The organism is Streptomyces sp. H27-H5 (genome assembly GCF_026627505.1).
Lineage (GTDB): Bacteria > Actinomycetota > Actinomycetes > Streptomycetales > Streptomycetaceae > Streptomyces.
In genome coordinates this window covers 1-8808 of record NZ_JAPNLK010000173.1, presented here as the reverse complement: position 1 = coordinate 8808, position 8808 = coordinate 1, and the positions used below count along the sequence as shown (strand labels likewise).

At 71.4% G+C, this 8808-nt stretch carries 10 protein-coding genes; all 10 read left to right on the top strand.

Going from position 1 to position 8808, the window contains the following annotated elements; translation table 11 throughout:
- Positions 1-331: 331 nt before the first annotated feature.
- The 10 genes from OTB19_RS40425 (at position 332) to OTB19_RS40380 (ending at position 8685) form a co-directional block, all read left to right on the top strand.
- The gene (locus OTB19_RS40425; protein ID WP_267803821.1) at positions 332-1255 is read left to right on the top strand and encodes an ACP S-malonyltransferase; all 924 of its coding nucleotides are present in this window, start codon (positions 332-334) and stop codon (positions 1253-1255) included.
- 33 nt (positions 1256-1288) lie between these two features.
- Entirely contained in the window at positions 1289-2041 is a 753-nt protein-coding gene (locus OTB19_RS40420; RefSeq protein WP_324290587.1) for a thioesterase II family protein, read from the top strand.
- Positions 2042-2064: 23 nt separating this feature from the next.
- Positions 2065-2805: an IclR family transcriptional regulator gene (locus tag OTB19_RS40415; protein ID WP_267803820.1), complete on the top strand. Its 741-nt coding sequence runs from the start codon at positions 2065-2067 to the stop codon at positions 2803-2805.
- Between the two features lie 120 nt (positions 2806-2925).
- Positions 2926-3186 (top strand): acyl carrier protein, encoded by a 261-nt coding sequence (locus OTB19_RS40410; protein WP_267803819.1) that lies wholly within the window; start codon positions 2926-2928, stop codon positions 3184-3186.
- A gap of 32 nt (positions 3187-3218) precedes the next feature.
- Positions 3219-4484 (top strand): beta-ketoacyl-[acyl-carrier-protein] synthase family protein, encoded by a 1266-nt coding sequence (locus tag OTB19_RS40405; RefSeq protein WP_267803818.1) that lies wholly within the window; start codon positions 3219-3221, stop codon positions 4482-4484.
- Positions 4481-5632 carry a beta-ketoacyl-[acyl-carrier-protein] synthase family protein gene (locus tag OTB19_RS40400; RefSeq protein WP_420717008.1) on the top strand — a complete coding sequence of 384 codons (1152 nt, stop codon included), beginning with the start codon at positions 4481-4483 and terminating at the stop codon, positions 5630-5632. Before OTB19_RS40405 ends, OTB19_RS40400 begins: the two co-directional genes overlap by 4 nt.
- Positions 5629-6510: a beta-ketoacyl synthase N-terminal-like domain-containing protein gene (locus OTB19_RS40395; protein ID WP_267803816.1), complete on the top strand. Its 882-nt coding sequence runs from the start codon at positions 5629-5631 to the stop codon at positions 6508-6510. Before OTB19_RS40400 ends, OTB19_RS40395 begins: the two co-directional genes overlap by 4 nt.
- Before the next feature lie 20 nt (positions 6511-6530).
- Positions 6531-7379, top strand: coding sequence for an alpha/beta fold hydrolase (locus tag OTB19_RS40390; RefSeq protein ID WP_267803815.1), 849 nt, complete (start codon positions 6531-6533; stop codon positions 7377-7379).
- Positions 7376-8344: a hypothetical protein gene (locus OTB19_RS40385; RefSeq protein WP_267803814.1), complete on the top strand. Its 969-nt coding sequence runs from the start codon at positions 7376-7378 to the stop codon at positions 8342-8344. The genes OTB19_RS40390 and OTB19_RS40385 overlap by 4 nt, the downstream gene beginning before the upstream one ends.
- The gene (locus tag OTB19_RS40380) at positions 8341-8685 is read left to right on the top strand and encodes a hypothetical protein (RefSeq protein WP_267803813.1); all 345 of its coding nucleotides are present in this window, start codon (positions 8341-8343) and stop codon (positions 8683-8685) included. Before OTB19_RS40385 ends, OTB19_RS40380 begins: the two co-directional genes overlap by 4 nt.
- The last annotated feature ends 123 nt before the right edge of the window (positions 8686-8808 follow it).

Sequence of the window (8808 nt, the reverse complement as noted above, 5' to 3'; positions counted from 1 at the left end):
AGAAAGAACCTCGGAGAACCCGCCACCGGGACGGCCACCCGGGATACCGGCCTGCCCGAATCCGGAAACCCACCACAAAAGCAATCACACCGCGTGATCAAAGATCACGCGGTGGATCGAGGCTGAAACGTGTGTTGCCGCGCGTTCGGCGCCGAAGTTGTATGACGCCAGGAAAGGAATTCACGCTCCTCGATGAGCGGGTGAAGTCCTTCCCGGTGGTATGGAGAACCCCCGACTCCATGCCTCCGGCGCGTGGGGACCCGTGGCCCGCGGGTTGATCCCGACCACGGGTCCCCACGCTCCCGGTGAATACGGCGCGGAAGGCGGATCCATGGATCGGATACCGATTGGTCTGGTGTTCCCGGGTCAGGGAACACAGAAGTCGAAAATGGGTGAGCCCTGGCGGGAAACGCCGTCCTGGGAACTCACCGGAGAAATCTCCGAGGTCACCGGAGAAGACCTCGCCGAGTTGCTGCTGCGCACCCCGGACGAGCAACTGCGGCGTACGGACCTGGCGCAACTCGCCGTGTTCACGGTGGCCCTCGTCGCCCACGCCGAAGCGGTTCGCCGCGACGCGTTCGGCGGACGGGTGGTCGCCTGCGCCGGCCACAGCCTCGGCGAGTACGCGGCGCTGACCGCCGCCGGAGCCCTTCCCCTGCGCGCGGCGGCCGCCCTTGTCGCGGCCCGCGGCCGGGCCATGCGCGGGGCCGCCGAGGAGCGGCCGGGCACCATGGGCGTCCTCGTCGCCGCCCCCGTCGACGAGGTCACCGCCCTCACCGACCGGGTCCGCGCGGGCGGCGCCGACGTATGGGTCGCCAATGTCAACGCACCCGGCCAGACCGTCGTCTCCGGCTCCGCCGAGGGCATCGACCGCATCGAGGCCGAGGCCCCCTCGATCGGCGCCAAGATGATCCGGCTCCAAGTCGGCGGGGCCTTCCACAGCCCGTACATGGACCCCGCCGCCGACCGCCTGCGGATCGCCCTGAAGAACACCGCCTTCGCCGCCGCGCACCTGCCGGTGGTGGCCAACGCCGACGCCGACGTCCACACGGGCGCCGACGACTGGCCCGAGCTCGCGACCCGTCAGCTCACCTCACCGGTGCTGTGGGAGCCGAGCGTACGCACCCTCGTCGGCCCGCTCGGCTGCCGCCGGCTGGTCGAGCTCGGCCCCGGGCGCACCCTGGCGGGACTGATCCGCCGGATCGCCCCGGACACCGAAGTGGTGTCCCTGGACGGTCCGGCGGCCATGGACTGACCGATCACCCCACGCACAAGGAGACCACCCACCATGCGACTTGGCACCCAGAGCATCTGGCTGCGCAGATACGCCACCGGGGCGACGCCCCGGCTGCGACTGCTCTGCCTGCCGCACGCCGGCGGTTCGGCCGGCTTCTTCCACGGCTGGGGGCACGCCTTCGGTGACGACGTCGAAGTGCTCGCCGTGCGCTACCCGGGCCGCCAGGAACGCATCGCCGAGGCACCCTGGACCGTTCTGGAAGAACTCGCCGACGCGATCGCCGCCGAACTGCCGCCCTACCTGGACGTCCCGCTGGCCCTCTTCGGTCACAGCATGGGCGCCACCCTCGGCTACGAGATCGCGCTGCGCCTGGAACAGCGTCACGCGGTGGTCCCTGAGCTGCTGATGGTCTCCTGCCGCAAGGCCCCGCACCTGCTCACCCCGCGCACCGCCGCCTTCGCCGGCGACGACGAGCTCCTCGACGAGGTCCGCCGGCTGGGCGGCACCGACTCCGCGCTGTTCGACGACGAGGGCCTGCGCGACCTGGTGCTCCCCGCCATCCGCGCCGACTTCGAAGCGGTCGCCCGCTACACCGCGCGCCCCGGCGTCCCGCTCGGGTGCCCGGTGGTCGGGTACGTCGGCGACAGCGATCCGGAGATCACCGCCGCCGAGGTCCGAGCCTGGTCGGGCGTCGCGCCGAAGGGCTTCGACCTGAGGGAACTGCCCGGCGGCCACTTCTACCTCGTCGAGCAGCGCGACGCGCTCATCGCCGACATCCGCGCACGGTTGGCCCCGAAACGGTGAGCACCGAGGTGCGACCACGGCCGATGAGCGGCGTCGGAGTGCTCGACAAGGCGTCCGTCCTGCTCGACATCGTGGAGAGCCGCCCGGCCACGCTCGTCCAACTGGTCGCCCACAGTGGGCTCTCCCGGCCGACCACGTACCGGATCGCGGTCGCCCTGGAGCGGCTCGGCCTGCTCACCCGCGACCCACAGGGCCGCTTCGTGCTCGGGCCCCGGCTCGGGCTGCTCGCCGTCGAGGCGCGCGGCGACCGGCTGGCCCAGGTCTGCGGCCCGGTCCTCGCCGAGCTGTACGAGCGGACCGGTCTGGACGCCCGGCTCTACCGCCGGCGCGGGCGGCTGCAGATGTGCGTCGCGAGCTCCGTCGACCGCGGCGACGCCCCCGAGGCGGGCGCGGTCGGAACGGCCCGCCCGGCCACCGCCGGCCCCGCCGCCCAGGTGCTGCTGGCCTGGGAGGAGCCCGAGGAACTGTACGAGGGCCTCGTCCGTGCCCGGTTCACCGCGGCGCACCTGGCCCAGGTGCGCCACCGGGGCTGGGCCTACGGCCCCGACCCCGTGGCGCCCGGCACCGTCTCGTACGCGGTCCCCGTGCGCGGCGCCGGCGGCGGTACGACCGCCGCCCTCGTGCTCTCCGGCCCCGCCGCCCGGATGCCGCAGGTGCCGGGCCGCGCCCTGACCGGTTCCGGCACCGACGCGGCCGTGGCCCTGGGTGACGCCTTGCTGCGAACCCGGGGCGATCTGACTCCGGCCGGAGCCACCGGATCCTGAATTCCTCGGCGGCCGTGGCAGCTTGTTGCAGCCGTCGTTGTGGGAAAAGAACGAGCCATCGCACCATTCATTTGCGAGTAACCGGGCCGCGTACGTTGTGGCGGCGAATCCGAGAAGGGTATGAACGTGACGACTGCTACGCGCGACGAGCGTCTGGAAACCATCAAGGTAATTGTCTGCGACATTCTCGAAATCGAGGAGGACGAGGTCAGTGAGGTCAGCCTTTTCAAGGAGGACCACAATGCCGACTCGCTCCGCGCCATCGAGATCCTCGCGGCCCTCGAGAAGGAGTTCCGCGTCGTCATCAACCAGAGCGAGCTGCCTCGCATGGTGAACCTCAAGGGCGTCTACGAGGTCGTGTCCGAGCCGGCCAACTGGTAGTCGATTCCGCTCCGGCGGATTGGGAGGTTGCCATGACGGCGGCAGAACGTGGCATCGGCCGGATCCGGCCGGAGCGGCACCGGGTGGTCCTCACCGGGTTGGGAGTGGTCTCGAGCATCGGACTCGGCGCGAAGGAGTTCCTCCAGGGACTTCGTGAAGGCCGCAGCGGTGCCCGACCCATCTCCGTGTTCGACACGGAGGGCTTCGCCCACGCGAACGGGTGCGAGATCACGGATTTCGACCCGCGGGAATGGATCAGCACGCTGGACGTGGAACAGCTCGGCAGGGCCGCGCAGTTCTCGGCAGCGGCCGCCCGGATGGCCCTGGAGGACTCGGGACTCGATCTGACGCTGTTGCGCACCCGGCGTGGGCTGATCTCGATCGGCACCACCGACGGCGAGAGCTACGACCTCGACCAACTGGTCGCGGGGGAACTCGCCGAGGGTGTGGGCTCCTTCGACCCCACGGCCGCCCGGCGCGTGCCGGCCGGGCGGCTGTCGGTCGCCATCGCCCAGGAACTGGGCCTGACCGACGTGGAGGCGCTCACCATCCCGACGGCCTGCTCGGCGGGCAACTACGCCATCGGGTACGGCTTCGACGCCGTCAGCTCGGGCGAGGCGGAGTTCGCCTTCTGCGGCGGTGCGGACGCGATGTGTCGCAAGACCTTCACGGGCTTCTACCGGCTGGGCACCATCGCCCCGGACCGCTGCCAGCCCTTCGACATCGACCGCAAGGGCATCCTCACCGGCGAGGGCGCGGGCGTCCTGGTCCTGGAGCGGCTGGACTCCGCCCTGGAGCGCGGTGCCACCATCTACGCCGAGGTCCTCGGCTACGGGCTCAACTGCGACGCCCACCACCAGGTCGCACCCGACCGGGACAGCGTCGCCGAACTGATGCGGCTCGCCCTGGACAACGCCGGTGTCGAACCGCACGAGGTGGACCTCATCTCGGCGCACGGCACGGGCACCAAGGCCAACGACATCACCGAGGCGGGCGCCATCCGCCAGGTCTTCGGAGACGCGCCTCCCCGCACCGTCTCCATGAAGTCGATGCTCGGCCACAGCATGGGCGCCGCCAGCGCCCTCGGAGCGATCGGCTGCGCCCTCGCCATCCAGAACCGCTTCATTCCCCCCACCATCAACCATGTCACCACCGACCCCGAGTGCGATGTCGACTGCGTGCCGAACCAGGCCGTCGAGGCCGACCTGAGGATCGTTCAGAACAACGGTCTCGCCTTCGGAGGCAACAACGCGGCGGTCCTGCTCGGCCGGTACGACGCGATCAAGGAGGCGTCATGATGAGCCGTCCCATCATCGGGATGGGCGTCGTCGCCGCCACCGGCTCCGGTGTCGGTGAACTCTTCGAGAACCTGTGCCGGGGCGTCAGCGGACGCGCCGAACTGCGCGGCTTCGACCGCACACGGTTCCGGGCGCGGCACGCCTACGAGGTCGACGACCGACCAGCCGTCGGCGAGGACGTCCCCGCCCGCGCCGGCCGCCTCCTGCACGAGGCGATCGCCCAGGCCGCGGCCGACGCCGGCCTCGGCCAGGACCTCGCCGGGATCCCCATCCTCGTCGGCACCGGACTTCGCGAACTGCGCTCGTTCGAACTGTGGTGGCGTGACGGCTCCCCGTTCGCCGACTCCGGGCTGCACTTCGGGACCGGCCTGCGCGAGCGCTTCAACGCCGATGTCACGCACACCTTCTCCAACGCCTGCTCGGCCTCGCTGTACGCGCTCGCCCTGGGCTGCGACCTCCTGAGCCAGGAGGGCGAGGACGCGCCCGACACCGTCATCGTCGCCGGCGTCGACGTGCTGACGGAGTCGATGTACGGGCTGCTGGAGCGCGTCCACCCGACGCCGCCCGACCGGGTACGCCCCTTCGACCGCAACCGCACGGGCGTCCTGATGGGCGACGGCGCGGCCGCGATCGTGCTGCGCCGCGACGACGCCGGTGCGCCGCAGGTCCACGGCCGGCTGCGCGGCGTCGCCGTCAACTGCGACGCCTACCACGTCACCGCCCCCTCTCCCGAGGGCATAGCCGAGGCCATGCGCGCCGCCCACCGGCTGGCCGGCGTCAAGCCGTCCGACGTCGATCTGGTCATGCTGCACGGCACCGGCACCCTGCTCAACGACGAGGCGGAGGCCACCGCGCTGGCCGACGTGCTCGGCGAGGACGCCGCGGGGCCGCTGATGACGGCCGTGAAGTCCATGACCGGGCACACCTCCGGTGCGTCCGGCCTGATCAACCTGATCGTGGGCCTCCAGGCGCTCAACGAGGGGCGGGTGCCCCCGACCGTGGGCCTCGACGAACCGGTCGAGGAGGCCGCGCCGTTCCGCTTCGTCACCCGGCAGGCGGTCACCGATCAGCCGCTGAAGGTGGCACAGCTCAACGCCTTCGGATTCGGCGGCATCAACGCCGTGGCCATAGTGGAGGGCCCCCGATGACCACCCAGAGCACCGACACCGTCGTCGTGGTCACCGGAGCGGCCGTACTGCTGCCCGGCACCGACAGCGCACGGGCCTTGGCCGACGGACCGCCGCCGGGCGGCGCGCCCGTCGACCCCGCCGCGCACGTGGGGAGGAAGGGCCTGCGCTACAAGGACCGGGCCACCCAGCTCGGCTACGCGCTGAGCGCCGCCGCACTGCGTGACGCCGGCCTGCTCGGCGAGGAGAAGGACGGGCTCACGGTGCCCGCCGCGAGCGTCGGCGTGGTCGCCAGCTCCAACTTCGGCAACCTGGACACCGTCGCCCGGGCGTTGGACACCATCCGGGAGGAGACCGTCACGGCCACCAGCCCGATGGACCTGCCCAACGCCTCCAGCAACGTCATCGCCTCCTCGGCGGCCATCCGCTACGGGCTCCGCGGCCCCAACCTGATGGTCTGCAACGGTGAGACCTCGGGCCTGGACGCCGTCCACTGGGCGGCCACCATGATCACGGCCGGCCGGACCGAGCGGGTCCTGGTGCTCGGCGTCGAACCCGACAACGAGGTGGTGCGCCGGCTGCTCGGCGGCGGCCGGGCGGTCGACGGCGGCGCGGCCCTGGTGGTCGAGTCGCGGGCCGCGGCCGCCGAGCGCTCCGCGACGGTACGGGCCGTGCTCGGCCCCTACCGCCGGGGCGCGGGCGAGCAGAGCGCCCGCGGGCGCCGCTGGGCGCTGCCCGAGCACTTCGGGACGGCTTCCGGCGCGTCCGGGCTGCTCCAGGTGGCCGCCGCCGTCGGCTGGTTCGACGCCGGCGAGCGCGGACCCGTACAGGCCGTGACGGGCACCGCCACCGACGACGGCCGCGCCGATCTGCTGCTGTTCGCGCCCGAAGCGGCGTGAGCGGCCGTGAGGAGACCCTCGTGAACACCCACATCGACCTGCGTCCCGTCGCCGTCGAACAGCGCACCGAAGGCACCGGTCCGCGCGTCCTGCTGCTGCACGGTCTCGCCGCCACCGACACCGTCTGGGAGCGCGCGCTCCCCGAGCTGCCGCAGAACTACCAACTGTGGACCGCGCGGCTGCCGTGGCGCACCGAGACCATCGCCGAGTGGAGCGAGCAGCCCAACCTGCGGGGCGGGCTCGCCAAGGCGCTGGAGGCGGTGCCCGGCGGGGCCGAGGTGGTGGTCGCCCACTCCATGGCGGCCAACGTCCTCCTGGACCTGCTCGACCAGAAGATGCGGGGCGGTGTCGACGCCCTGCGCCAGTTCGGCATCCGGGCCCTGGTCCTGGTCTCGCCCTTCTACCGGGGCCGTGCCGACCAGTTCGACTGGGACACCATCAGCTACTACCTCAACGACTTCCACCTGATCATGGAGGAAGGGATCCGCGCCCACTCCGGCGGACGCGTCCCGGACGACGTCCGGCAGGCGATGGGGGAGCGGGTCCGCGACCGGGTCGGCCCCTACGGCTGGCTCCGGTTCTTCGACCTGTACCTGCGCACGCCCACCCTGGAGACCGGCCGGATCACGGTCCCCACCCTGGTGCTCGGCGGCGAGCACGACTTCGCCGCCCGCCCGAAGGAGGGCGTGGCGCTCGCCGAGGCCCTCCCCGACGGGCTGTCGCACGTCCTGCCCGGCAGCGGGCACTTCCCGATGCTCGACGCGGCCGGCGCCTTCGCCACCGCGGTGAGCGGCTTCGTCAACTCGACCCTGGGCCCGGCACCGCAGCGCGGGACGGCCCTTCCCAACGCCCTGGAGCTCCAGCGATGACCCTCGTTACGGACACGGCCGTCAAGGCGCTGTTGAACACCCCCACCACCACCCGGGTACGCCCCCGCTACGAGGGGTCCAACATCTGCACGTGGATCGGCTTCAAGCACGTCAACTACCTCGTCGAGGAAGCCGTCCTGGACCACTTCCGCCAGTCCGGGCTGCCCGCCCGCGGACTGTACGAGGAGTACGGCCTCGGCCTCGACCTGGTCTCCATCGACAGCCGCATCCTGCACGCCTTCCACATGGACGACATCGCCGACGCCGAGGTCGTGCCGTGGACCGCGGACGACGACGAGACGCTCGGATTCAAGATCACCATCCGGTTCGAGCGCGACGGCGAGATCCACAAGGCGGTCACCTCCAAGGTCCGCGTCTCGCTGCGCGTCGACACCTACCTGGAGGCGGCCGGCGAGGTCCCCGCGCAGCTCGACCGGTTCGCCGTCGCCACGCTCGGCGACGACCTGGAGCGCGAGCCGGGAACCGCCGCCCCCGCAGAGGAGGACATCCTCGCCTCGCTGACCGACGGGCGGAACGCGTACGCCTGGAAGTGGAACATCCCGTACCCGTACTGCCACTTCACCGAGCGCATCCAGATGTCCGGCTACCTGCGCCTGATGGAGGAGGGCAAGGACCGCTTCGTCGCCGACCGCGGCATCTCCATCAAGACCCTGCTCGACGACCGCCGCTGGATCCCGGTGGTGCCCCGTTCGGACATCCGCATCCTCGACGAGGCGCTGATGGAGGAGGACCTCTACACGGTCTACACCGTCGAGGAGGTCTTCAAGGACTTCACCTACACCTCGCGCATGGACTTCTACGTGCTGCGCGACGGCAAGCTGGTCAAGACCGCCACCGGCCGCATCGTGCACGGCTACGCCGTCATCCTCAACCGCCGCGACTGGAGCCTGGTCAACTTCGACCAGCACGTCGTCGACGCCATCAGCGGAGCGCCGCAGGCGTGAGCGACACGTGGGAGAGCGGTACCCCGCGGCTGCTGCTCATCGAGAGCCAGGGGCGCGTCGCGCAGGACGCCGGCTTCCGGCGCGACGCAGTCACCCAGGTCCTCACCGGGCAGTCGGCGCTTCTCTTCCTGGTCCAGGAGGGCGTCGTCCTCGCCGTCCCCGGCAGCGACAACGACCTGGACCGGTTCCAGAAGGAGGGCGGGGTGCTGGCCGCGGACAGCTTCTCGCTGGCCCAGCACGGCCTGGACGCGGGGGCCCTGCGCCCCGAACTGCGCGTGGTCGGCATGGACGTGGTGGCGGGCTGGATCCTCGATCCGGCCGTCCGGGTGGTGTGGCACTAGGTCCTGTATGGAGTCCAGATCACGGTTTGGGTAATCGGCGCCGCGGAACCGGTCGCTCTTGATAAACCATCGGGCATGGCACGTGGCGACCTCACCGACGAGCAATGGGCCCTGATCGAGCCC

Excerpts from the sequence above, each read along its gene's own strand:
- OTB19_RS40415 (WP_267803820.1), top strand. The coding sequence starts at position 2,065 with ATGAGCGGCGTCGGAGTGCTCGACAAGGCGTCCGTCCTGCTCGACATC.
- OTB19_RS40385 (WP_267803814.1), top strand. The coding sequence starts at position 7,376 with ATGACCCTCGTTACGGACACGGCCGTCAAGGCGCTGTTGAACACCCCC.
- OTB19_RS40410 (WP_267803819.1), top strand. The coding sequence starts at position 2,926 with ATGAACGTGACGACTGCTACGCGCGACGAGCGTCTGGAAACCATCAAG.
- OTB19_RS40400 (WP_420717008.1), top strand. The coding sequence starts at position 4,481 with ATGATGAGCCGTCCCATCATCGGGATGGGCGTCGTCGCCGCCACCGGC.
- OTB19_RS40405 (WP_267803818.1), top strand. The coding sequence starts at position 3,219 with ATGACGGCGGCAGAACGTGGCATCGGCCGGATCCGGCCGGAGCGGCAC.
- OTB19_RS40395 (WP_267803816.1), top strand. The coding sequence starts at position 5,629 with ATGACCACCCAGAGCACCGACACCGTCGTCGTGGTCACCGGAGCGGCC.
- OTB19_RS40425 (WP_267803821.1), top strand. The coding sequence starts at position 332 with ATGGATCGGATACCGATTGGTCTGGTGTTCCCGGGTCAGGGAACACAG.
- OTB19_RS40420 (WP_324290587.1), top strand. The coding sequence starts at position 1,289 with ATGCGACTTGGCACCCAGAGCATCTGGCTGCGCAGATACGCCACCGGG.